Source organism: Heliomicrobium undosum, assembly GCF_009877425.1.
Taxonomy (GTDB): domain Bacteria; phylum Bacillota; class Desulfitobacteriia; order Heliobacteriales; family Heliobacteriaceae; genus Heliomicrobium; species Heliomicrobium undosum.
The window spans coordinates 101,269-126,106 of the sequence record NZ_WXEY01000005.1 but is presented as its reverse complement, the minus strand read 5'-3'; the positions used below and the strand labels follow the sequence as shown (position 1 = coordinate 126,106).

Sequence of the window (24,838 nt, the reverse complement as noted above, 5' to 3'; positions counted from 1 at the left end):
AAACCGATGTTAGGATGACGAAGATGAACAAAGTCAATCAAAGCGGGGTAACGGCCGAAGAACAGAAGCTGACCTGGGAGCGCAACCTGAAGGCCCTGAAGCTCTACCGGGCTGAACTCTACCGTCAGATGGAAGAGGAGGCGTTGCGCCGTCAGGTTTCCCTTGAGGAACTGGCAGTCTATATCGGCGACGGCGACGGACCGCTCCGCCCCTGCCAGCGCAAGGGGCACACCTATGCGGAAGCTGTAGGGGGGCGTCCCGTTTTCCTGCATAGCCGCTATGATTCGGTGCGGGAGGCAGAGGACTGGGCCGCCGGAATACTGCAAGGCCACAACCGGGAAGTGCAAGGGAACATCGATCATCTTGTTGTGCTCGGCGTCGGCCTGGGCTATCACCTGATTGAACTCTTGAAGCATAAGGAGACCGAGGGAAAAATCTTTGCCGTCGACTCGCGGTTGGATCTCTTCCTGGCCTCACTGACTGTGGTCGACTGGCAGACGGCATTCGCTGACAAGCGGCTGTTGCTGTTTTTTGGATGGGAGAGCAAGGACTTTGCCGAGGCCCTGGCGGAGACGGTTGGCTTTTATCAGTGTGATTCGGTGCGCATTGTCGACTACTCCCCTGTGGCCAAGTGGAATGGCGACTACTATAAACAGATCATCGAAGAAGTGCTCTATGTGTTAAATCAAGTGGCTGCCGAGTTGGCCACGATGATGCACTTTTCCGGCCTGTGGATGGAAAACCTCTTCAAAAACCTGCCCTATGTCTGTGGCGCCAAGGGAATCAACCAGTTTAAGGATTACTTTTCGGGAGTCCCGGCCATTGTCGTCGCCGCTGGACCTTCCCTGAACAAGGTCTTGCCTGTGCTGAAAGAGGCGCAGCGGCACGCCTTGATCATCTCTGTCGGCACAGCCTGGAAGGTGTTGCTCAAGGCAGGGATTGAACCGGACTTTGTCGTCGCCATCGACGGAGGCACGGCCGGTTGGTATCACTTTGAAGGCACTGAATGCGAGGTCCCGCTGATCTTCGATCCCAAGGTGTACTGGGGGATTCCTTTTGTTCACCGCGGCCCCAAAATCTTTGCGGTGACAAGCGATTTTCTCGGCCAATGGCTGTACCGATTCGGGCCGTATCAAGAGCAGCAGGTGCAAAGCGGCCCCTCTGTCTCGAACGTCGCCTTCGACATCGCCCGGCGCATGGGCTGTGATCCAATCGTTTTTACCGGCCTTGATCTCTGTTACGCAGACGGTTATACCCACGCGGACGGCACGGTATGGCGCAAGAAGAAGGAACAGGATGACCGGAAGCGGATCCCGACGATCAACATGTACGGGGAACCGGTGGAAACCACCTGGGCTTTTCAAATCTTCCGCACCTGGTTCGAAACGGAGATCCCCAAGTCCCCTCATCTCCATGTCTACAATGCAAGCGTAGGTGGGTTGGCCATTGAAGGCGCGGAAAACGCCCGCCTCGAAGAGATTCCCCGATTGTTTGACGCCGGCAGGGATCTCACGACCTTGCGGCAGGCTCTTCGGGAATTTTTGAAGACGTCGCCCCCCTTCATCGACCGCGATGCGCTGACCGCTGATATGGAACGCGTATCCCATGAGTTGACCCAGGTGGAGCGGCTCAGCCGTCGGGGGAGGGACCTCTCCAAAAGGATGCATTCCTTGTATGCGCGCTCGCAAGGCGGTCAAACAGACCGGATGAACAGGACGGCCGGCAACATCCTCAAAGAACTCGAACGGATCGACGCCAAAATCAGGGAAAGCCAAGAAGTGAATATCCTGCTCACACTGCCCTTTCAAAGCTTGTACTATGAATACTTCCGGCGCCTCGACGTGCCCGACGACGCCGATGAGCAGGTAAAGGGAAAGAAAATCGCGGAAGCGGGACAACTGCTTTACGATTCGATTTACCGGATGACCGGAGAGACGAACAAGTTGGTCAAGGAATCCTTGGACAGTTTGAAAAAGGATTAGAAATTCGCATTGGCAAAGGGATGAGCTATGGGTAACGATTACTTGCAAGATAAGGTGGTCCTGATCATCGGAGTCACCGGATCGCTCGGTCAGGTCCTGTTGCCGGCGATCCTGGCCCGGCGTCCGCGCGCCGTCCGGCTGTTCAGCCGCGATGAGGCGAAGCAGTACCAACTGCAGCAGGAGTACGGTCACCGGCGGGATCTGCGCTATTTTATCGGCGATGTGCGAGATAGCGAGCGTGTGCGGCGCGCATCAGAGGGCGCCCATGTGATCTTTCACCTCGCCAGTCTGAAGCATGTCCCCCTCTGTGAGTACAACCCCTATGAAGCGGTTAAGACCAATGTGATTGGAACACAAAACGTCATTGACGCCGCGTTAGCGAATAATGTCGAACGCGTTGTCTATACCAGTTCTGACAAGGCTGTAAGCCCTACCAACACGATGGGGGCGACGAAACTTCTGGCCGAAAGATTGATCTCTTCGGCACAAGAGTCAAGAGGCAACCGGAAAACCATTTTTTCTGCAGTGCGCTTTGGCAATGTGCTTAACAGTCGAGGCAGTGTCATCGAGGTTTTTAAGCAACAGATCCGTAAAGGCGGACCGGTCACGGTGACCGATCCAGAAATGACCCGTTTTATGATGACCCTTTCCCAGGCGGCAGACCTGACGATCCGCGCGGGGGAACTCGCCGAGGGGGGAGAGGTTTTTGTCCTCAAGATGCCCGTCATCCGGTTAGGGGACTTGGCTGAGGTGATGATCCAGGAGTACGCGCCGCTGGTGGGGAGGGATCCTGGGGCGATCCCCGTCCGGTATATCGGTTTGCGCCCTGGGGAAAAGCGCTTCGAGGAATTGATGACACCTGATGAGAGCCGCTTGGCTCGGGAGCTTCCCGATATGTTTGTGTTGCCCATGCCGAGTCAGCAAAGCGAGTATGCGCAAGAAAAATTAGCCAGTTCTGCGGACATGCCTTCGATTTCCAAAGAAGAGGTGCGACATTTGCTTCAAAAAGAAGGAGATATTCTGGTTTAAAGCTGCGCACCTGGAAGCGGATAAACCGCTCTGGCATCTGATGGGGAAAATCAATGGCATGTAGACTGTGCGGGGAGTCCTGGCAAAGCACGGCTAGAACGCTGACGCTAGATCAGTTTTCATATTACGGGAGGGGTTACATTGGCAACGATCAACGATAACTTACAAACCTGGTCGAATTACGATTGGAGTCAATCGGGCGATGAGTGGTCTGCCGGTTGGGGTGGAACGGAGTATCTATGGACGTGCACCATTTTGCCGCGAATCCTGCCCTACCTCCCTTTGGGTCGAACACTGGAACTGGCGCCTGGCTTTGGGCGATGGACGCAGTTTTTAAAAGATGTCGCACAGGAATTGATACTGGTCGACTTAACGGAGCGGTGCATTGAAGCATGCAAAGCGCGTTTTGCCAGCGCAAAGAATATTCGCTACTACACCAATGATGGAAAATCGTTGGATATGATCGAAGATAATTCTTTGGACTTTGTCTTCAGTTGGGATTCGTTGGTGCATGTCGAGATTGATGTGATTGAAGCCTATCTGAAGGAATTAGCAAAGAAGTTAAAGCGGGACGGTGTGGGATTTATCCACCATTCCAATCTGGGGCGCTACTGTGATCAGAACGGTCAGGTCCTGGTCGAAAACGTCGCCTGGAGAGCCGGCACAGTCACCGCCGAACGCTTTGAGGAGATCTGCGCCTCTGTAGGCCTGCGGTGTATCCGTCAAGAACTGATCAATTGGAACGGGTTGCTTTTAAACGATTGCATATCGGTTTTTACCCCTCAAGGAAGCAAGTATGATCAGCCGAACGAGAGATGGAAAAACCTGTTTTTTGGGGATGAGTCGCGCAGGGTCAGTAAAATCGCGGAGCATTACAAAGGCGTTGAGAACCAGCAAGTGGTGTACCAAGCCGGCATGGGCGAATGGATCGGCAGAGTCACCTTAGCGGCCAAGGGACGGCCTGTTTATATATGGGGAACTGGAAAAGTCGGGATAGCGGTGTACTACTTGTTGCAGGAACTGGGTATAAAGGCATCCGGCTTTATCGACAGTGATACCCGCAAGGCGGGCCAGGAGATGATGAATTTGACGGTAGCCGCTCCCGATGAGGCGATTGGCGGTGTTAAGGATATTTTTGTCCTCATCGGTTCCATCGCTTATCAAGAGGAAATTGGCAATCGATTGATCGAGATGGGCCTGAGGAGTATCTATGATTTCGATACCATTCCTTATATCAACAAGCCATAAAGAGATAAATCGTTTGTTCCGTTCAACATAGAACGAATTGTGAGGAGTTATTTCAATGACTGATTCTGTTCCCGCTCCGAGCGTATTTGCTATTGAAACTGTGCTGGGCTGTGACTTGCGCTGTCCTGAGTGCGCTTTGGGGGGGGAGCGGATCGAACGGCCCCGGGGGATGATGTCGCTACAGGACTTTCGCGTCATCGCCGATAAAATTCGTCCTTACGCTCGCTATGTCTATCTTCACCTTTGGGGCGAGCCCATGTTGAATCGGGAGATTTTTTCGATGGTCGCCTATGCGGCCCAATTCGCCAAGACGAACATCAGCACAAATGGAAACGTGATGACCGGCCAGATGGCCGAGGCGTTGATCGCCTCCGGCGTGGACGACATCATCCTATCCATAGACGGTACAACCCAGGAGGTTTACGGCCATTACCGGGTTGGCGGCAAGGCGGAGCGAGCCCTGGCCGCCCTGGAGTTGCTTCAGGAGGCCAACCGGCGTCTGGGAAGAAAGGCAAACATCATCCCTCAGTTTATAGTCTTTGAACATAATCAACATGAGATGGAAGCCTTCCGGGATGTTTGCGATCGGCTTGGACTGAGGCCCAGCTTTAAAGCGCCCTATATCCGCTCCGGGTTGAGGGTGCGCCCTTCCACGCTCCCTCAGTTCTGCCGGCCCCGTTACCCGGACCTGGAAGCGTTGAAAAAGGCGATGGCGGGGTGCAGCAACCCGCGGGAGGTCTTCAACATCCTGCTGGACGGGACGGTCACCCTTTGCTGTCACGACTATAACGGATTCATCCGCTTCGGAAACATCTTCGAACAGGATGTTTTGGAGATCTGGCGCAGTGAATCGTACAATCAAACCCGTCAGGCCATCGGCGACGGCAACCCGCCTGACTTTTGCCTTAACTATTGTCAGAGTTATTATCTCGACAACCCATCGCCCGTAATGAAGGAAGAAAGATAACGACGAGGTGAATGCAGTGAGCGACTGGTCAAAGTTGTCTCTTGAGGTGAGTGAGCAAGCGCTCAGGGACATCGAAAAGATGGACCACCGGCTGTTTAACATTGATGATGAGGAAATCAGCGGGAAAAATGAGCAGCAGATCCGGGAGATGATCGTCGGCGAATACTTTGCCCGTGTGGCCGCCTATGCCGGCAAGGTGGCCTCCAGTTTTCTATTCCGTTCGCAGTGGAGTCATGAGCCGGCTGAATGGTTCGATCACCGGCATCACTTTCTCTATCCGGAAAAATTCATGACTGACTATACGATCCTGTCGCTGTCCAACGTGCTCGAGAAACTACCTTTAAACGGGACGATCCTTGACTTGTGTTCCGGCGACGGTTGGGCCGACTATCACTTCTACCGCAAGCGTGCGAGCCGGGTGACTTGTGTGGAACTGAATGAGGCGGGGTATAAGACGGCCTTGCGGCTCCATGGGGCGGACAACATCGAGTACCGCCACGGCGATGTGCTGACCTTCGAACCGGAGCGGGACGCCTATGATGTGGTCTTGATTCGAGGCGCTATAGAGCATTTCTCGAGAGAGGACCAGCAATTGTTGTTCAATAAGGCCTACGGCGCTCTGAAACCGGGCGGATGGTTCTGCGGCGATACGCCGGCAGCGAACCAATCTGGAGAAAAACATCTCCATTTTCATATCAACGAATGGCGCGATGAAGCGGAGATGCGCAGCGAACTGTCACAGGTGTTCCATATCGTGGAGACAAAAAGCCTGAAATCGCAGAGTCTGACGACCCTGTATTGGCAGTGTGGAAAGTGATTGCCTTGAGCCAACTGGGTAGGAGGATGACGATGAGCGTTGGCCTGAAGGAACTGCGTACAGAACAGAAAAAAGTCAACCTTTGCAGCGGCCCCGTGAAAATCAAAGGGTATTTAAATATTGATATCAACCCGGCTTCCGACCTAGTCCTCGACCTGGACTATCAGAACATCCCCTTGGCCGACGAGAGTGTCGACGTGGTCGCCTGTATCTCGGCGATCAATTACTTTACAAGGGACCGGGCGCAGGAGATCATCCGGGAAGTGTTTCGCGTTCTAAAACCGGGTGGGATAGCTCGTTTCGGCACCCAGGACCTGAGGCGCCTTGCAGAGATGTATATCCATGAGGACCGGGACTTTTTCTTCCAGAAGCTGAGCGATGGACGGGACCGTTTCCCGGGGGCGACGCTGGCCGATAAGCTGAACAACTTTTTTTACGGGTTCCCAACCTTCGGCAAAGCATGCAAGTATGTCTACGACTTTGCGTCCCTGCGCGTGCTCTTTGATAAGGCCGGTTTCGTCGAGATTGAGCAGAAGCAGTACCGGGAAAGCCGCATCCCTGAGGTGGATCTGCTGGACAACCGGCCAGAGCAGATGTTCTTCCTGGAAGCGGTCAAACCGGATGGCCTCGAACGGTTGCGCAGCCTCTATAACCAGGATGACCGGGAGGCGGCAACGGCGCTCTGGAAGACCGGACGGCGGGAAGAGGCATGGCAACTCCTCCTGGAGGCGCTCGACAAGCACCCTTTTGACAAAGAGACGGTGTTCAGCGTCCTGCTCGTCTTGCAGGAAATGAAGCGTTATGATGACGCCGTAAAGCTGCTGCAAGCCTATACAAAAGGCCGGCCTGACGACCGGGAGATGGCGACGGAGTTGGCGCAGTTTTCGCGCCAGGCGGCCGCCTCGCGGTTGAGTAAAACCTATGTGGCGGAACGCAAGGCAGAACTGGACAAGCTCGATGAACGGAAGAACAGGATCGCTTCCGATGAAGAACACCTTTCCGGTTGTATAACCTGGTTGCGGCGGGCCCAGATGGTGACGAACAACGGCGGTGTCTCCGCCATTTACCACATGGTGCGTCCCGTCTGGGATGTGTCCTATCCGGAAACGACGGGTTACATCATCCCGACCTTTCTGACCTATTCCCGGTTGACCGGCGATGCCACTTTCCGTCAGAACGCCATTGAGATGGGCGACTGGGAGATCGCCATTCAGTCGCCAGAGGGCGGCGCCGGAGAGCCTGTCGGCGTCTTCGGGCTCCGGCCCCGCGTTTTCAACACGGCCCAGGTCCTCTTGGGTTGGATGGCCTTGTGGCGGGAAACAGAGGACGATAAATACCTGAGGAGCGCTCGGAAAGCGGCTGACTGGATTGTCGCCAGCCAGGAAGAGGATGGCCGTTGGGTGCGCAACACCTACAGCGGCGACATGAAGGCGTACAAGAGCCGGGTGGCCTGGCCGCTGTTGGAGATGTATGCCCTCACCGGGGAAGAGCGATACCGCCGCTCCGCCGAAAAGGCGTTGCGATGGATCCTTGACCAGGCCCAGCCGAACGGATGGTTCGGCAACAGCAGCTTGAGCGATCCCGGCAAACCCTGGACCCACCTGATCGGCTACACGCTGGGCGCTTTGCTTGAAATCTACCGGCTCAGAAACGCCGATGTGGACTATAACCTGATCATGGCGTTGCTGCGCAGCGCGGCATCGGCGATGACATCCTACATGGCCCAAAAGTCCCCTGGCGATCAGGAGCAGTTCCCCGGACTGCCTGGCGCCTTCAATCATCAGTGGCAAAGCGATGACCGTTGGAGTTGTGTGACCGGGAATGCGCAATTGGAGTATTTCCTGCGGCGCTTGTCGGCTTTTACGGAAGACGAAGGGTATGGAGAGGCCGCCGATCGACTGCTCGACGATTTGAAAGGGATTCAGTTCCTCGATGGCGTGGAGGACCGGAACATCTTCGGCGGCTTGCCGGGGAGCGTCCCTGTCGGCGGCCCATACGTCGCCTACGGGATTCCCAACTGGGGGGTCAAGTTTTTCGCCGACTCGCTGCTTCAGCGGATCGTGGGAAAGGATCACGCCTGTTACCTCGGATAAGACACTCCAGTTGTCCCTAGCTCGCAATGGGGAGATGATTCGCCTGTGGAGCGGCCGCCTTTCGGGAAACGGCAAAAGCAGAAGCATCCCAACCTCGAACTGACGGAGGGAGTAAAACTGGCGCGGGAACTTTTCGAGCGTGGAGAGTTTCTCACCGCCTTTGATCTCTATGAACAACTGATCGCGGAGAATCAGCGCAGGACCTTTGACCTGCTCTCCGAGGTCTATGACAGGTATCAGGAGTTGCCGCAGAGGGACCGCTATCACCTCTACCAGCGCCGTCATTTTGACTTCGGCATCCGTGACGGCGATAGGGTGCTCGACATCGGCAGCGGCCACCTGCCCTTCCCGTTGGCCACCCATCTCGCTGAGTTTGCCATCGATGACGATCAGTATGGACGGGCCGGGCAAGCCTTCCAACGGGTTGACGGGAAACCGGTCTTTGAATGCTCTGTCGAGGCCATGCCCTTCGCCGACAAGAGCTTTGACTTTGTCTACTGCTCCCATGTGCTCGAACATGCCGACGACCCGGCGAAGGCCTGCCGGGAGTTGATGCGTGTCGGCAAGCGGGGCTATATCGAATCGCCGAACCGGGGCAAGGACCTGTGGCTCCATTCCGCGAGGATCAGCAATCACCGCTGGGCGGTGGAATCCTTTAATGACAGCTTGATTTTTTCTGAATACAGCGCCGATGATCTATCCGGGTTTGACTGCGACATCCTGTTGCAGATGCACTGCGCGCCCCAGACAAAAAGGGAAAAGGCCTTCGCCGCTTTGATCTACCTGAAAGCCACCCAGGTGAACGCGATGCTCCTCTGGGAGGACAGCTTTGCCTTCGAGGTGCGCCGGCTCAGCGATCGCCGCGAATAACCGGTGAGGAAAACGGTGGGGGAGGGGCGAACCTTGGCTCATTTGAAATTCATGCAAATCCATTCCTTTTACGACCGGGCCTTATCCAAACTGTACGTTCCCGACCCGCGATTAAAAGAAAGACCCTTTGCGGAGCAGATGGACCTGATCTTCCGAGACGGCTTCAGCGCCGCCCACATTTTTGCCCCCTATATGGAACGGCTGGGCTACGCATCGAAACTGGTCATCGGGAACTGTCTGTCGGCCCAGACGAAGTGGTGGAGGGAAACGAAAGGAACCGATATCCCTGATGATTGGGTCTATGAGATCGCCTTGCAGCAGGTGGAGGCCTTTCGACCGGACATCCTGCACCTCAGTCATCCCACCACCTTTGACAGCAAGTTCGTCCGCGCCCTCTCCTATCGCCCGAAGCTCGTCATGGGTTGGCGTTCGGCCACGATCCCCGAGGGAACGGACTGGTCTGATTTTGACTTGATCCTTTCCTTTCATGAACTGGTGCTCCGGCGCGCCCTGGAGATGGGTGTGAAAAGCACAGAATGGTTTGCGCCGGCCTTTCCCCGGTGGATCTATGAACAGGTCCAAGGGGTCGCGCCGTCGGCTGACGTGACCTTCTCAGGGAGCTGGCTCGACGTCCACCAGCGCCGGAACGGTTATCTGCAAGCCATCGCCAGGGAAACCCGGCAGAAGGATAGCTTCTCTGTCAACTTGTTTATCGACCGCCCAAACGAGGAGTTGCCAGAGGAAATCGCCCCTTTGAACAGGGGCGGTCGTTTCGGCATGGATATGTACCGCGCTTTACGGTCCGGCCGGATGGTCTTCAACGGAGGCGGCGACGTCTACGCCGGTCAAGGCGGTCAAGACCTCTCCAAAGGGGATTCGGTCAACATGCGCCTTTTCGAGGCGACGGGATGCGGCGTCATGCTCCTGGCCGAACACCACCCCCATCTGGAGCGGTATTTCCGCGTCGGCGAGGAGATCGAAACGTTCCGCGATGAGGCCGAATTGCTGGAGAAGGTCCGCTTCTATCAGAAGCATCCAGCGGCCTTAGAGCGCATCGCCCATGCAGGACAGGAACGTTGTATGCGAGACCACTCCATGGATCGACGAATTGTGGAGTTGGATGGGATCATCAAGAAATATCTCTCCTGAATGGGGGTGGAGAAATGAGGAAATATCTGGTTTACGGGGCCAATGTGTCGGGATGGATCGCCTTGCAGATGCTCAGCGATGATCAACAGGTGATCGGGTTTATCGATCAGGCCGGAACGAGCGCGGCGCCGGGCATCGCGGGCAGGTTTCCCATTTATCAGAGCGATGACGATGCGCCGCCTTCAGTGATGCAGGAAGCGCAAGGGATACTCGTTGCAGTAGGCAACCGGACCGTCGCCGATGAGATCAAAGACAGGCTCCTGGCCAAGCGGCCGGAAATGGTTGTTGAATCAGTCTATGACGAGCAGTACGTGGCCGCGTTCCTCAAGGCCCGCTATCTGCTCTTGCAGGAACAACGGGGTTTCCAGATGCCTGTCGAGCTTTACTGCGCTGTAAGAGACTATACGATGGTCAGTGAAGAGCGGTTGGATAACGTCTACCGCCTCACCAAGGAGGCCGAGCGGTCCCGCCTTCCGGGCGCCTTTGTGGAATGCGGCGTCTGGCGGGGAGGATGCGCCGCCGTCATGGCGACCGTTGCCAAAGAGGCCGGCAACGGTCGTGTCATCCATCTCTTTGATTCGTTCGAGGGTCTCCCTGAACCGACCGATTTGGACGGCGATCTGGCGAAAGACTACTCGGGCGGACGGAAGACAGGACGATTGGAGACCATCGGCAAGTGTGTCGGTCCCCTCGACGACGTTCGTGAACTGTTTTTCGAAAGACTGGCGATTGACGAGACGAAGGTGCGCGTCCACAGAGGCTGGTTCCAGGAGACTCTGCCGAACCTGGGCGATGAGATGGAGCCGATCGCGATCCTGCGCCTCGACGGCGACTGGTATGAATCGACGATGATCTGCCTGGAGCACCTCTTTCCCAGGGTCGTTCCTGGGGGATATGTGATTATTGATGATTACGGCTTCTGGGAGGGCTGCCGTCTTGCCGTCCATGAGTATCTGGAGCGTCAGGGCCTGCAGGCCGATCTGATCCCTATCGATGATTGCGGTGTCTACTTCGTCAAAGGGAAGTCCTGAGGGGCGGGGAGAGAATTTTGAGTAAGGACGATTTGCGCCGGTGGAGTTATCACGCCCATGGTGCCCATTACCGGGAATACGCTATCGGCGAGATGCGCGAACACGCCCAAAGCTGGCTGGACTTCGATACGGTCGGTTCTTGGTACGACTGGCGCATGTACCGCCATCTCGATCCCTTGTTGCAGTCTGACCGGCAGGCCTGCTGGCTGACTGTCGGAGATGGCCGGTACGGACTTGATGCCCACTATATTGTCAAGCGCGGCGGAAAGGCTGTCGCCAGCGACATCTCAGGCGATCTGCTGGAGCAAGGCAGGCAGATGGGCCTGATCACCGACTACGTGGCGCAAAACGCTGAAAAAATGACCTTTGCTGATGACAGCTTCGATTATGTCTTCTGCAAGGAGTCTTATCATCATTTCCCCAGGCCGATGCTGGCGCTCTATGAGATGCTCCGGGTGGCGCGAAAAGCGGTCGTCCTGATCGAACCGCTCGATCCCGTCATCCCCGAGCCTCTTTTGTCTTCCAGGCGGATCGACAGAGAAGACCGCCGGTTCCCGAAACTGTCTGCCCGGGCGAGACGGATCCAGCAACAGGAACGGAGCCAAAGAAACAGCTTCGAGACGATGGGGAATTACGTCTACACCCTGTCAGCGCGCGAGATTGAGAAAGTCGCCATCGGGATGGGACTCCCGGCGGTAGCGATAAAGCCCTTTCACAACTGTTATCTGCGGGGGATCGAATACGAAAAAAAATCCCGCTCTTCCAAGCTCCTTCGCCGGTTGCGAGGGAAGAACCTCCTCCGAAACATCATTAGCCGCTTCGGCCTGTTGCCATACCCGATGGCGTCGATGATCCTCTTCAAGGAAGCGCCTCGCGATGAAACCTTGAGGGAATTGCGGGAGAAAGGCTATCAGGTGACCCCGATGCCGGAGAGTCCGCTCCTCGGCATCGTCAAAGCCTTGCCCCGGCTGCAAGGGAAGCGGGTCGTCATCTTCGGGGCAGGCTCCTTCGGACAGCAGATGCTTGGCATATTGAAGCTGTTCCAGGTCGATGCGCAGGCCTTTATCGATAACGACCCGACCAAGCGGGGCGTAACCGTCATGGGAATTCCCATCGAAGAGCCGGCTTCCCTCGGTCGGGGCGATTATGTGTTTATCGCTTCCACTTGGGGAGAGGCGATTCGAGAACAACTGACAGGCTTGGGTTTTACGGAAGAGGACGTTACGCTATGCCGGTTGTGGGATTAAGAAAGTTAGGGGAAGGTCTTCATGGATAAAATCGCGTTGATCACAGGCATCACCGGACAAGACGGGGCCTATCTCGCCGAGTTCTTGCTGAACAAGGGCTATATTGTTCATGGGATCAAGCGCCGCTCATCACTGATCAACACCGACCGGATCGATCATCTCTATCGCGATCCTCATGAGCCCGATGGGCGGTTTTTCATGCATTACGGGGATCTGACCGATTCGACCAACCTGATCCGGATCATTCAGAGCATCCAGCCGGATGAGATCTACAACCTGGCTGCCCAGAGCCATGTGCAGGTTTCCTTCGAGACGCCTGAGTACACGGCAAACGCCGACGCCATCGGCACATTGCGCCTGCTGGAGGCGATCCGGCTGCTGGGGCTGACGAAAAAAACCCGCTTCTACCAGGCGTCGACGAGCGAACTCTATGGAAAGGTGCAGGAGATCCCGCAACGGGAGACGACGCCTTTTTACCCGCGCAGCCCTTATGCGGCGGCAAAGCTCTACGCCTACTGGATCACGGTCAATTACCGGGAAGCCTACGATATGTTCGCCTGCAACGGGATCCTTTTCAACCATGAATCGCCTATCCGCGGGGAGACCTTCGTCACCCGGAAGATCACCCGAGGGGTGGCGCGGATCAAGCTGGGGATGCAGCAGAAACTGTATCTAGGCAATCTCGACGCGAAGCGGGACTGGGGATTTGCCGGCGATTATGTGCAGGCCATGTGGATGATGCTGCAGCAGGAAAAGCCCGATGATTTCGTCATCGCCACCGGTGAAGCCCACAGTGTCCGTGAGTTTGTAGAAAAAGCCATGGCCCATGCGGGGATCGAGATCGAGTGGCAGGGTTGCGGCGTCGAGGAGGTCGGCGTAGACCGAGCCGATGGCCGTGTGCTGGTGGAGATTGACCGCCGGTATTTTCGGCCGACAGAGGTGGAATTTCTCTTGGGCGATCCGGCAAAGGCGAGGGAGAAGCTCGGTTGGGCGCCGAAGGTGTCTTTTCCCGAACTGGTGCGGATGATGGTGGAGGAAGATCTGAAGCTGGCGGAACAGGAGTTGCTCTGCCGGAATCATGGGTATAACGTGCAAGTCAGTCATGACTGAGACGGAGGGACAGGAATGGCCGGTTTTTTCGACCAACGGCGGGTAGTGGTGACTGGCGGCGCCGGTTTTCTGGGGAGTTTCGTCGTCGATAAGCTGCGGGAACGGGGGTGCCGGGAGATCATCACGCCTCGCAGCAAGGATTATGACCTGACACGGGGAGAGGCGGTGCGCGCCCTCTACGAGGACTGCCGGCCCCATGTCGTCATCCACCTGGCGGCGATCGTCGGCGGGATCGGCGCCAACCGGTTGAACCCAGGCAAGTACTTTTATGACAACTTGATGATGGGTGTGCAGATGATGGAGGAGGGGCGCCAGCGAGGACTGGAGAAGTTTGTGGCCATCGGCACGATTTGCTCCTACCCGAAGCACTGCCCCGTTCCTTTTCGAGAAGAGGACCTTTGGAACGGCTATCCGGAGGAGACGAACGCCCCTTACGGGTTGGCCAAGAAAATGATGCTCGTCCAGAGCCAGGCCTACCGCAAACAATACGGCTTCAACTCCATCTTTTTGCTGCCTGTCAACCTGTACGGCCCCAGGGATAACTTTGACCTGGAGACTTCCCATGTGATCCCGGCCTTGATCCGTAAGTTTATGGAAGCCAAGGCGAAGGGCCAATCGAGCGTAGAGGTTTGGGGAGACGGATCGCCGTCGCGGGAATTTCTCTATGTGGAAGACGCGGCCGAAGGGATACTGCTCGCAACGGAACACTACGATGAATCGGAGCCGGTCAACCTCGGAACGGGACAGGAGATCCGGATCCGCGATCTGGTCAACATGGTTGCGGCCATGACCGGTTTTTCCGGGGAGATCATCTGGGACACAAGCAAACCAAACGGCCAGCCGCGCCGCATGCTTGATACGCAAAGGGCGAGAGAGCGCTTTGGCTTTGTGGCGGCTACGCCCTTTGAGGTGGGGCTGAAACGCACCATCGACTGGTATCAGCAGTCGATACAAGGTTCCGGGACAGGGGATTGATATGAATGTGGAGGGGAGACCTTGAAAAAGCGCCTTTCGATCATACATATCAATACCCATGATCTGGAGGGCGGCGCGGCCAAAGTCGCCTGGCGGCTGGCTGAGGGCCAGTCGGCGTCCGGCCATGACGCTGTCATGCTGGTGGGCCATAAAAACAGCAGTTCCGACTTGGCGACGCCTTTTCCGATCGATATCGACCACAGCCTCCGGGATCGACGCCGGCAGGAGGGGTTGCTCGACTATGAGTTGCGTGGCAGCCACCGTCTGGTCGACAACCCGGTCTTCCGGCGGGCCGATGTGATCCACCTGCACAATCTGCACGGCGGCTACTTCAATCCCTTTTCCCTGCCTTTGATCAGCCAAGAGAAACCGGTACTCTGGTCGCTCCACGATCTGCAGGCCTTTACGGGCCATTGCGCCTTTTCCTATGAATGCGAACGCTGGCGGACCGGCTGCGGAGACTGCCGCGATTTAAATAGCTACCCGAGGGTGGAGAAGGACGCCACTGCCCGGCTCTGGGCGGACAAGCGGGAGATCTATGCCCGAAGCGACATGACCCTGGTGGCTTTATGCCAGTGGCAGAAAAGCCTGATGGAAGCGAGCATCCTCGGCGACAAGCCGATTGAATTGATTTATAACGGCATCGATACACAGGTCTACCGGCCTTTTGATAAAGGGGCGGTCCGTCGACGCTACGGCATCCCCCAGGACCGGCTGGTCATCGGTTGTGTCGCCAAGGGCGGCTCTTTTGGCGACCCCCGCAAAGGCGGTCCTTATGTGGAAGCAGCCATCAAAGCGCTCCGTTCCCACCTGCCGAATCTCTTTTTCGTGAATATCGGCGGTGACGCGGCGTCGAAGGAGACCGACCTGAATACAGGGCATATCGGTGATGAAGGGGAGATGGCCAGGCTCTTGTCGGCCATGGATATGTACATCTTTACCTCTCTGGCCGAGATATGCCCGCTTGTCATCATTGAAGCGATGGCTTGCGGCGTCCCGGTCGTCTCCTTTGCCACCGGCGGCATCCCTGAGCAGGTGCGCGACGGGGTGGACGGCTTCATCGTCGAGTATAAGGATCTCGACGGATTGATCAAGCGTATGAAGGAACTGGCGGAAAGACCAGACCTGCGCCGCTCCTTCTCCCGGAGCAGCCGGGAACGCGCTGTCGCCGCTTTTGATCATAAAATCGCTGAATCCCGCTATGAACAACTCTATTACCGCTCGCTGGAGGCTTTTCAAGCGAAACGAACAAGGGTCGCTTCCGGGGGAAAAGGATGGGGGCCCGAGGCGCCCTCGGTTCTCCTCTTATATAGAAGCGGCGAAAACGCGCCTGAGGCGTCGCCGACGCTGGAGAGCCTGCGGAAACAGAGCTACCCGAACAAGACCGTCGTGGCGATAGGCAACGGGGATGTCGATGTCAGCCGCTTTGACGCCGATCTGGTCTGTGTCGTCGAAGAGGGGTATCTGGCAGACCGGTATTGGCTCGAAATGATGGTGGACGGGTATGACGGAGAAGACGCCCTCTTTTGCGGTCTTCGTCCCTTAAAACAAGAGGGGACTCGTTTTTACGCTGACATTTATCCCATACAAGCCTGTGATGGCCGGTTGATCGTCTATGAGTGGCTGCCCGCCTGCGTGATCGTGAAAAAGGAGCATGCATCGTTCCTGGTCCAAGGGCCGGCGGGCCTGACGGGACAGCGGGGATGGAAGACAAGGTGTGTCGGCGCCGGGCTGCTGGCGCTGTCCCTGGACCGGTACATGGCCGCGCTCCTCGATAAGCATCAGGGAAAAGAACTGTGGGTCTACGGCGCCGGCGCCCACACGGTTTACCTCTTCGCCCAGGTGAGGCGCTTGGAGGAACGGGTGACGGCGCTGATCGACAGGGATCCGGCCAACCAGGGCAAGCGGATGGGCAAGGCGTCGGTCATGGGACCGGAGGCGTTGCCCCTTCTGGCGGAAAAAGACGCCACTGTCCTTCTCTCTTCGGCGTCCTATGAAAGTGAGATTTATGACCGTCTGATGGAAATGGGATTGCCTCCCCGGCAGGTTCAACGCATCTATTATCCGTTGGGCGCTTCCTGCCGCTGAGGCGTCAGGGAGAGCAGACCCAAAAGGAGGGGAAAGGCATTGCGGATTCTCGCTATCGGCAACTTCAGCAGAGAGTATATGGCGATCCCCTGGGGGGAGCCGCTACGCCGGCATCGGCGCTTTGACAGCGTCGTCGTGGACGCCGTGCCGCTGCTGGCGGCGGGCGGCAACGACCGCTCCTACTGCCTGCAGTATATCTATTCCCTGATTCGCAACGACAGCTTTGATTATGTCCTTTTCCTCACCGAACCGTTGCTGCATCATGAGTTTCCTGACGAGTTTTTTCAGGCCCTGCGCAAGGCGGCGATCCCCCTCGTCGCCGTTCATACCGACGATGAACCGGAGTTCTGGTATGAGCGCAATCGTCCTTTCGATCATCGCTTCGACATCATCGCCAGCCATTCGAAAGCGGCGACAGAGCGGAGGCAGCAGGCCGGCTGGGGGGAGCGGGCTCTTTTTGCGCCATGGTGCTATAACCCGGAGCATATCTTCCGGATGGAGAACCGGCAGAAAAAATACGACCTGGTCTTCATCGGCAAGTACAAAAAGCTGGGCGTGACGAGCATCCTCGAAGAAGACGGCCTGATCCGGGAGCAGTCGCTCGTCCGCCTCTATCATTTCTGTCAGGAACAGGGGTTCCGTTTTCGAGTATTCGGCTACGGCTGGGACAAGCATCCCTTGCTGAAGGAAGTCTACGGCGGGATGGTTACGCTGCCGGAGATGGTGGAGGTCTACAACCAGGCCAAGGTCGTCTTCAATCCCAGTTGGGCGGCAGACGGCGACTTCTCCATTCCCCAGAACAAGCTCCGCCTCTATGAGGCCGCTGGCTGCGGCGCCTTTCAACTGACCAATTACAGCCAGGCGCTCCTGGAATCGTTCCGGGAGGACGAGGAGATCGCCTTTTTCCGCAGTGACGATGAACTGCTCCATAAAGTGCTCTACTTCCTCGACCATGGGGAGGAGCGGGAAGCCATCGCCGAGGCGGGATACCGCCGCGCCCTGCGGGACCATTCGACATGGCGCCGCCTGGACAGCCTGGTCGATGCCCTGGTGAAACTCGCCCCGCCGAAGCGAAACGGGACGATCGCCCGCAAGCGCATCGCCACGGTACTGGCGGGAGCGGGGGCGGTAGGGGCCGCGAAGGCGGCAAAGGTCAACAAGGTTGCAGAGGCGGCAAAGATTTTTGAGGCAACCCCGGTGGACGACTGGTTCTCCTTTGAACGCATCGAGGAGATCAGCGTGAAGGACCGGGCGGCCTTGAAAAGCTATGATTATGTCCATGTCATCGCCGGCGATTTTAGGCGCGTTGATGTGGATGTCGATTATGAATGCCTGCAAACCAGCCTGACCGGGGATGGCGAGGCCAAGGCGCTGACGGTGCGCTCTATCGTCCAGGCGCCTGGCAGCGATCCGAACTTCGTGCAGGTGGAGAACTACAATTTCAACGGCTTTATTCTCAAGGCTGATCGTCCGAAACAGGGCCATGAATTGGAAGCAGAGGCGCAGCTTCACAAATGCCTGCCGGCCCTTGATTGGGGCGGTGAACGGCTGTTCCCGGCTAGCCTGATCGTCGCCGGCGAGTTCCTCGACCGCTGGATCGACGGTTTGCAAGGCAAGCGGCCCTTGGCGACGGGTGATTTGCCGTTGACCCACACCTACCGGATCGTCAACCGGTTTTTCATCAAGCAGGGAATGGAGTCTCTCCTGTCCCGCCAGTTTATCCTCTTTGAGCGGCTCTTCTCCAGCCTGGCGCGGCAAAAAAAGACGGTCCTGCTCTATGGCGCCCGCGGCGATCTGATTGCGCCGGTCATGGCCTATATGGGCAAGCATGGGATCCGGCTGCTCGGTTTTATCGATAAAGCGCTTGCCGGCCAAAGCGTCCAGGGCGTCCCCGTTTACGGCCGGGAAGACCTGGAGCGGTTGAATCCGGACCTGATCCTAATAACGGCCATCCATTCGGGACCGGAGATCCGCAAGAGTTTGTGTGAATATGAAAGCCGCTACGGCGTCCTTCCTCTCTACGACCTGGACGATCCGGCCTGGGAAGCCGGATTTTAAGCTCTTCTCCGGCAGCGGGTAAAGGTTTGCACGAAAGATGACGAAAACAAAACCAGAGCATAGTTTTCGCCAGCTTGATTTGGCGACGCCGCAAAGGAAGTGATCCCTTGCGCATCTTGATGGTGGGCATGCTGTCCAGCCTCTATATCAAAGACTGCTGGATCAGACCGATGAAAGCGCTCTATCGCCCTACCTTTGTCGATATCACGCCCATTCAGGCCGCCTGCCGGCGAGGGGTCCTGGAGGCATACCTCCATGAATTGCTGCGGCGGACGAGGTTTGACTGCTTCTTTTTCTACTCCGACGGCATTCAGCAGGAGCTTTCCGATGAATTTTTCGAGGTCGTCCGCCAGAGCGGGCTGCCGATTATTGCCTTTCACGCCGATGATGAACCGGAGGTATGGTACCGGAAAAACGAGCCCGTCGATCACCGCTACGATCTGATCGCCACTCACTCCCGGCGGGGGTTGCAGCGTCGTTTGGAGAAGGGGTGGGGGGAACGAACCCTATACCTGCCCTGGGGGTTCAATCCTCAGGTCTTCCGGCCCATCCCGAACAGCCCGAAGCGGTATGACGTCGTCTACATCGGTAAGAACCTGTTCAGCAACAACATCTTTTCGTCAGACCATGAGAGCTATTCGCGGCAGGAGATCCTCGTCGAACTCTATCGGCACTGCCGCGAGGCGGGATTGAACTTCCGGGTCTTCGGTTCAGGCTGGGATAAACATCCGGTGCTGCGAGACTGCTACGGAGGCGTTCTCTCGACGGAAGAGATGGTGGAGACCTATAACCAGTCGCGCATCGTCTTCAATGTCGGCTTTTCCGCTGACGGCGATCCCCGGGGCTATCAGACGAAACTGCGTCACTTTGAGGTGGCCGGCTGCGGCGCCTTACAGATCACGAACCGCAATCCCGAACTGGCGGAACTGTTCCGGGAAGGCGAAGAGATCCTCTTCTTCGATGACCTTCAGGACTTGAAAGAGAAAGTCCGCTACTATCTGCAACATGCCGACGAGCGGGAAGCGATCGCCGCACGCATGGGCGAGAGCGCCCACCGCGCCCATACGACGACCCACCGCCTCCAGGCGCTCTTCAGCCGGGCGTCCCAACTCTGCCTAACAGGCGGCGTCAATGGGGCATGCCGGGGCGTTCAGCGTGGTGGAGGAACCGAGACTGCGGCAGACTTCCGTTCCCCCGATGTCACTGGTTGTGACGGGATGGTTCGACAGGTCTTTTTCGCTGACCGCGATGAGGCGAGCCGCCTGCTGGCGGCCTGGCGGGAAGAGCCGGGCGATGACAGCCGCTATGTCCACTTTCTCGCCGGCGATTTTGTGGTCGAAAACGTGGAGTACAGTCTGGTCCGCTCCTCCCTGGAGACTGGCCAGGCGCCGGTAATCGCTGTCCGAACCTTCCTGGAGACGCGCAAGCTCGATGACAACAAGGTGCAGCGCTGGAAGGAGAACATCTGCGGTGTCGTCGTGCCGGAGTTGCTGCCGCCGCAGGCGCTCCGACAGGAACTGAAGGAACTTGTGGGCCGTCGACTCCCCGGCTTTGTCTCGGATGAGGGGTTGCGGCCGCTCGTCAACTACCTGATCCACCCTTCCCTGGCGAAGGATTGGCTGGCTGCCTTTCTGGCTGACGACGCCTCCCTTTTCCGCCGCTGGAAGGCGGACTATACGGGCATGATCGTCAACGACCTGCGCGTCGACGCTGCTGCAGACGGTGTCATCTGTGAACGTCCCTTTATCGAAAAGCTCCGGCCGCTGCTGCGCCGTTGGCAGGAGAACGATCAGTCGGTGATGTTCTACGGCGCTCAGGGGTTGATGGCGGCCAATGTGGCCGAGATACTGCCCGATTACCCCGGCTTGCGGTTGCTGGGCTTTGTGGACCGTCGCCTGGCTGGAAAGCAGGTCTACGGTTATCCCGTCTACGGTTATGACGATCTGGCGCGACTGCGTCCGGATCTGTTGATCATTGCGGCGGAGCAATCCGGTCCCGCCATCTACCGGAGTGTCAGCCATCTGCGCAGCCAGATGGCGATCGTGCCGCTCTACGACCTGGCTGCGCCTGTTTGGGATGTCCTTTCGGTCTGACGGCCAATCGCGGAAAGGAAGTTGACGATTGCGCATTTTATTGGCGAATCTCCCCTGGCACAAGCTGCCCGAAGGGGAACAACCGGGTTGGCGCGGGATCCGCGCCGGCTCTCGCTGGCCGCACACCTTCCCTTACTACGGCGGAGACCTAATCGGCGGCTATATGCCCTTTCCCTTTTACCTGGCCACCGCCAGTTCCCTCCTAAAAGCGGCCGGGTTCGAGGTGGCTTTTCGCGATTCCATCGCGCTAGGGGAGAGCTATGACGACTTTTACGCCTTTGCGCGGTCGTTCCGGCCTGACCTGGTCGTTGTGGAGACATCGACGCCGAGCGTCAACCACGACCTGGCGGAAGCGGGGAAGCTGAAAGAGATGCTGCCGGGGTTGCGCGCCGTCTTCTGCGGGATCCACGCCGAACTGGAAGAGGAACGATATTTCGCCGGGAGGCGCGAAATCGACTTTGTTCTGTACGGGGAGTATGAACGGCCGTTGTTGTCTTTAGCGCAGGCGCTCCGCGAAGGCGCCGACCTGTCCCTTGTGGGCAACCTTCTCTACCGGCAAGCGGGGGAGGTATGCAAGACCGCCTGCGGTCCGCTCCCCGATTTGAAGGAGTTCCCCTGGCCGGAGCGGGATGACCGGCTGGCAGGCAGGTATGTGGATGTGGGGATTGGCCTGGAACAGCCGCAGTTGCAAATGCATGCCTCGCGGGGATGTCCCTTCGGATGCATCTTCTGCGTCTGGCCCCAGGTCGTCTATCGAAGCCGTCGCTACCGCAAACGGGACCCCGAGGATGTAGTCGCCGAGATCGAAGCCAATCTGAAGCGGTACCCCTACCGGAGCATCTACTTTGACGATGACACCTTCAATGTCGACCTTGCCCATATCCTTGCCATCGCCCGGTTGATGAAGGCGCGGGGTCTGCACCACATCCCCTGGGGGGCCATGGGACGGGCGGACCTGATGACCCGGGAGGCGTTGATAGAACTGAAAGAGGCCGGTTTGCACAGCATCAAGTACGGCGTTGAGTCGGGCGACCCCAAGGTGCTCGACGAGATCGGCAAGCGGATGCAACTGAAAAAGGTGATCGAGATGGTCGCCTTCACCCGAGAGATCGGGATCAAGGCCCACCTGACCTTCACCATCGGCCTGCCCAGCGATACAGCGGAAAGCATCGAGGGAACCATCGATCTGGCCTGCCGCCTGGATGCGGAATCGCTGCAGTTCTCCATCGCCACGCCCTTTCCAGGGACAAAGATGTACGAGATCTATGAGCGAAAGGGCTGGTTGATCACGAAAAATTGGGCCGATTATGACGGCGCCGCAAAAGCCGTTTCCAGGACAGAACGATTCTCCGGCGAGGAGTTGGAGAACTACGTCAAGCTCGCCTACAGCCGGTGGGCGGAGGCCAAGATCCGGCGCGCCCTCGGCGCCCCGGCTTTTCAAACGGCCCTGGCAGCGCAACTGGCGGAACGGCTCGCGCCGGGCGATCGGCTGGTCGTCCTGCAGTCGGCCAACATCAACCTCACCCTGGCTCTCGTTGCGGCGCTGAAAAAGAGCCCCTTTGAGATCCATGTGCTCACCCATGAGCGTTTTGCCCCTGCTTTTGTTCCCTTACTCGACGAGAGCCGCCTGCATCTGTTCCGGAATACGGGTGACTTTCGCATTGCCGCCCTTAAGGACTGGGCCCTTGCGTTGCGGACAGCCCATGATTTCAAAGGCGCCGTGGTGCCCTACACCAACCCGGACGGCGCCAATTATGAAGAGGTGGAGCAGGTGGCCTTGACGGTGGCGCCGATCATCGCCGCCGGTGTCAACATGGAAGGCAGATTAATCAGGTAAAGTAGGAACATTGATGAAAAAGATTTTGCTGACCGGTTTTTCCGGCTATGTTGGCGGCATCATCGGCCGTTTTCTCGAGGGAACGGCGGAACTGCACACCCTGAGCGCCCGCTGTGCTCCGGGGGAACGGACCTGGCGCTGCGACCTCGCTGATCGAGAACAGGTGGAAGCTGTGGCGAGCGCCTTGTCGCCCGATCTGATCATCCACGCGGCAGGGTTGAAAGACATCGCGCTCTGCGAAAGGGAGCCGGCCCTCGCCCACGCCGCCAACGCGCAATCGACGCTCAACCTGCTGGAGGCTTTTCCCCGGGCTTCCCGGGTGATCTATATATCGACGGATTACGTTTTTGACGGTCATCAGGGCAATTACAGCGAGACATCCCCGACGTACCCGGCGACGGTGTACGGACAGAGCAAGCTGGCCGCCGAAAAGATCGGCATGAATTCGTCCGATCGCTTTTATGTGCTGCGGCTGGCGGCGCTCTATGACAGCCGGTCCACCTTTATCCGCTTTCTGCGCGGCGCCTTGAGCCGCGGACAGTCGGTGGACTGTTACAGCGATGTCTGCTACGGCCCGACCTATTACAAGGATTTCTTGGCGATGCTCCATGGGATGATCACGAGGGAGCGGTTAGAGCGGCGGATTTATCATGTCGTCGGAGAGCCGGTCAGCCGCTACGGCTTCGCCAGGGCGTACGCCGAGATTGCCCGTTTTGATCCCGGCCTCGTCCGTCCATCGAAGCGGCCTGCTGACGGGTGCTTTCTCTTTCCCGAGATGTGGCTCACCGATACACTGTCCCGGAGGGAACTGGACGTTCCAAGGCTGTCCCACAGCGAGGCCTTGCGGCAGATCCACGAAGAGGAAATTTCAGCAAGCGTCTAGCTTTCGTAAATACGTTGAAAAAGCAGGTGGAGGAACGGATGAGACAGGAACGCCCAGACCAACTGACCGCCGCCGTCAATTTGTGGCAGCACTGCAATTTCAACTGTTCTTTTTGTCATGGCGCCGGTTCGCCTGTCCCTCGGGACTGGACCCCCTATAATGAAAAGATGGGGCGCCTGGAAGCGTTTTTTGACCGCACCGGATCGTGGCGGATCAATTTCCTCGGCGGCGAGCCGCTGATCAACCCGGCCTTCGCCGAGATGGTCTGCCGCCTCTCCGCGCGGCACAGCATTTCCATGACGACAAACGCATCGGTGGCTTTTGACAAGCTCTTTCCCGATGAGGTGATCCGCCGTTTCACCGATATGCGCTTCTCCTATCATCCGATCCATGAAAATCATCGCCATTATGACGAGCTCTTTGAACACAACCTCGCCGTCCTCGCCAGGAATCATGTGGATTGCGTCGTCATCTATGTGCTGCTTCCCGAACGGATCGGTAACTATGAGGCGCTCGTCGAGCGCTTTCAGAAGTATGGCGTCCGCATGGGCCCCAACCGCCTCATCGGCGAACACAAGGGCAAGCTGTATCCACAGGCGTATACAGAGGAAGAAGAAGCCTGGCTGGAAAACCGCTTTCACGATGTCCACAGCCGATACATGAGCGAGCACAGCTTCCATCATCCCACGATGCGCCCTTGCCGCGCCGGTTTTACCCGGTTTAATATGTTTTTGGACAGCGGCCGTATAACGCCCTGTGAACATCAGAATTTCCGGGAGGTCTTCAATTTTCTCCGCGACGAGCCGGAGGCCTTCGCCGGCAAAAGACTGACACAGCCGCAACGCTGTCCCATGCGGACCTGTTACTGCGGTTTCCACATGGATCAGGAGGAATTCCTCGCCACACAGGACAAGTTTGATCTGAACAACTACCCCGGCTGGCTCCAGGTGTGCAGCCTGTCGCCGGAGGGAGAGGCTTACTGGGCCGAACAGGAGCTGACCTTTGTCCATCGCCTGCGGGAAGCATTGCAGGGGAGACAGGTGTACATCTGGGGCGCCGGCGTGCATACGCAAAAACTGTTGGCCATCCTGGAACGAAAAGGCTTCCCCCTGGAGGCCATCAACGGTGTCGTCGATTCCAATCCGCGCAAAGACGGAACGAGCCTGAACGGACACCCCGTTTTCTTTAAGGAGCGCTTTTTGGCGGAATTGGCGGACCGGTGCACCGATATCATCATCTCCTCGGCCACCTTCGAAGATGAGATCTATGCGCAGCTCCATCCCCTTTTGGGGGAGCGGGTGAACCTCATCCGCCTCTACAACGGGGATCTGGGCTGCATGGCGCCGATCTGATAGGCGATC

General features: G+C 57.5%; 18 protein-coding genes. All 18 read left to right on the top strand.

From position 1 onward, the window contains the following. Positions 1 to 23: 23 nt before the first annotated feature. Positions 24 to 1,982, top strand: a complete 1,959-nt coding sequence (locus GTO91_RS07055; protein WP_161256950.1) for a motility associated factor glycosyltransferase family protein — start codon at positions 24 to 26, stop codon at positions 1,980 to 1,982. A 27-nt stretch (positions 1,983 to 2,009) separates the two neighbouring features. Further along, positions 2,010 to 3,011, top strand: coding sequence for a UDP-N-acetylglucosamine 4,6-dehydratase family protein (locus GTO91_RS07050; RefSeq protein ID WP_161256947.1), 1,002 nt, complete (start codon positions 2,010 to 2,012; stop codon positions 3,009 to 3,011). Between the two features lie 141 nt (positions 3,012 to 3,152). Further along, positions 3,153 to 4,259: a class I SAM-dependent methyltransferase gene (locus GTO91_RS07045; protein WP_161256943.1), complete on the top strand. Its 1,107-nt coding sequence runs from the start codon at positions 3,153 to 3,155 to the stop codon at positions 4,257 to 4,259. Positions 4,260 to 4,314: 55 nt separating this feature from the next. Further along, positions 4,315 to 5,226 carry a radical SAM/SPASM domain-containing protein gene (locus GTO91_RS07040; protein WP_161256940.1) on the top strand — a complete coding sequence of 304 codons (912 nt, stop codon included), beginning with the start codon at positions 4,315 to 4,317 and terminating at the stop codon, positions 5,224 to 5,226. A 16-nt stretch (positions 5,227 to 5,242) separates the two neighbouring features. Beyond that, the gene (locus GTO91_RS07035) at positions 5,243 to 6,043 is read left to right on the top strand and encodes a class I SAM-dependent methyltransferase (RefSeq protein ID WP_161256937.1); all 801 of its coding nucleotides are present in this window, start codon (positions 5,243 to 5,245) and stop codon (positions 6,041 to 6,043) included. A 32-nt stretch (positions 6,044 to 6,075) separates the two neighbouring features. Beyond that, positions 6,076 to 8,136 carry a methyltransferase domain-containing protein gene (locus GTO91_RS07030; protein WP_161256934.1) on the top strand — a complete coding sequence of 687 codons (2,061 nt, stop codon included), beginning with the start codon at positions 6,076 to 6,078 and terminating at the stop codon, positions 8,134 to 8,136. 45 nt (positions 8,137 to 8,181) lie between these two features. Next, on the top strand, positions 8,182 to 9,006 hold the full coding sequence (locus GTO91_RS18040) for a class I SAM-dependent methyltransferase (protein ID WP_207708985.1): 825 nt from the start codon (positions 8,182 to 8,184) through the stop codon (positions 9,004 to 9,006). Positions 9,007 to 9,039: 33 nt separating this feature from the next. Continuing rightward, complete coding sequence (locus GTO91_RS07020; protein ID WP_161256933.1) at positions 9,040 to 10,155, top strand: glycosyltransferase family protein; 1,116 nt, start codon at positions 9,040 to 9,042, stop codon at positions 10,153 to 10,155. A 14-nt stretch (positions 10,156 to 10,169) separates the two neighbouring features. Next, positions 10,170 to 11,186: a TylF/MycF/NovP-related O-methyltransferase gene (locus GTO91_RS07015; RefSeq protein ID WP_161256928.1), complete on the top strand. Its 1,017-nt coding sequence runs from the start codon at positions 10,170 to 10,172 to the stop codon at positions 11,184 to 11,186. A 17-nt stretch (positions 11,187 to 11,203) separates the two neighbouring features. After that, complete coding sequence (locus GTO91_RS07010) at positions 11,204 to 12,433, top strand: methyltransferase domain-containing protein (protein WP_161256926.1); 1,230 nt, start codon at positions 11,204 to 11,206, stop codon at positions 12,431 to 12,433. A gap of 21 nt (positions 12,434 to 12,454) precedes the next feature. Next, complete coding sequence (gene gmd / locus GTO91_RS07005; protein ID WP_161256923.1) at positions 12,455 to 13,543, top strand: GDP-mannose 4,6-dehydratase; 1,089 nt, start codon at positions 12,455 to 12,457, stop codon at positions 13,541 to 13,543. Between the two features lie 15 nt (positions 13,544 to 13,558). Further along, a complete protein-coding gene (locus tag GTO91_RS07000; protein ID WP_161256920.1) occupies positions 13,559 to 14,518 on the top strand; it encodes a GDP-L-fucose synthase family protein in 960 nt (319 codons plus the stop codon). A gap of 21 nt (positions 14,519 to 14,539) precedes the next feature. Continuing rightward, positions 14,540 to 16,606 (top strand): glycosyltransferase, encoded by a 2,067-nt coding sequence (locus GTO91_RS06995; RefSeq protein WP_161256917.1) that lies wholly within the window; start codon positions 14,540 to 14,542, stop codon positions 16,604 to 16,606. 39 nt (positions 16,607 to 16,645) lie between these two features. Beyond that, a complete protein-coding gene (locus GTO91_RS06990) occupies positions 16,646 to 18,664 on the top strand; it encodes a glycosyltransferase (RefSeq protein ID WP_161256914.1) in 2,019 nt (672 codons plus the stop codon). A gap of 107 nt (positions 18,665 to 18,771) precedes the next feature. Continuing rightward, a complete protein-coding gene (locus GTO91_RS06985; RefSeq protein ID WP_161256912.1) occupies positions 18,772 to 20,757 on the top strand; it encodes a glycosyltransferase in 1,986 nt (661 codons plus the stop codon). Between the two features lie 28 nt (positions 20,758 to 20,785). Beyond that, on the top strand, positions 20,786 to 22,594 hold the full coding sequence (locus tag GTO91_RS06980; RefSeq protein WP_161256909.1) for a B12-binding domain-containing radical SAM protein: 1,809 nt from the start codon (positions 20,786 to 20,788) through the stop codon (positions 22,592 to 22,594). A gap of 13 nt (positions 22,595 to 22,607) precedes the next feature. Next, entirely contained in the window at positions 22,608 to 23,477 is an 870-nt protein-coding gene (locus GTO91_RS06975) for an SDR family oxidoreductase (protein ID WP_161256906.1), read from the top strand. A gap of 38 nt (positions 23,478 to 23,515) precedes the next feature. Further along, positions 23,516 to 24,829: a radical SAM protein gene (locus GTO91_RS06970; RefSeq protein ID WP_161256903.1), complete on the top strand. Its 1,314-nt coding sequence runs from the start codon at positions 23,516 to 23,518 to the stop codon at positions 24,827 to 24,829. Positions 24,830 to 24,838: the final 9 nt, after the last annotated feature.